The 555-nt window shown below is 69.2% G+C and carries 1 protein-coding gene; it reads right to left on the bottom strand.

Going from position 1 to position 555, the window contains the following annotated elements; genetic code table 11:
* The coding region (locus tag E8D52_18575) for an HAD-IB family hydrolase (GenBank protein TKB65341.1) at positions 1–555 on the bottom strand (555 nt) is incomplete at both ends.

Genomic DNA, 555 nt, shown 5'->3' with positions numbered 1-555 from the left:
CGGTCCGGGTTGACCGTGTTCGGGTGCCCGACCACCTCGAGCATCGGCAGGTCGGTGCTGGAGTCGCTGTAGGCGAAGGACCGGCTCAGGTCGTAACCGTGCTCCTCGGCCAGCCTGCGCACGGCGACCGCCTTGTTCTCGCCGTAGCAGTAGAAGCCGATCTCGCCGGTGTAGCGGCCGTCGACGGCGACCATGCTGGTGGCGGCGCAGTGCGTCGCCCCGATCATCGCGGCGATCGGGCCGACCACCTCCTGGCCGGACGCGGACACGATCACCACGTCGTGGCCCTGCTCGATGTGCTCGGCGATGAGCGTGCCGGCCTCGGCGTAGATCAGCGGATCGACGATGTCGTGCAGGGTCTCGTCCACGATCGAGCGGACCTGCTCGACGTCCCAGCCGGTGCACAGCGCGGTCAGTTGCGCGCGCATCCGGTCCATCTGGTCGGCGTCTGCACCGGACACCGCGAACACGAACTGGGCGTACGCGCTCTTCAGCGCGGCCCGCCGGCTGATCAGCCCGCCGTCGAAGAACGGCCTGCTGAAGGCGAGAGCACTC

The sequence above is a fragment of the Nitrospira sp. genome (genome assembly GCA_005116745.1).
Classification (GTDB): Bacteria; Nitrospirota; Nitrospiria; order Nitrospirales; family Nitrospiraceae; genus Nitrospira_D.
This window is presented reverse-complemented; position numbering and strand designations above follow the sequence as displayed.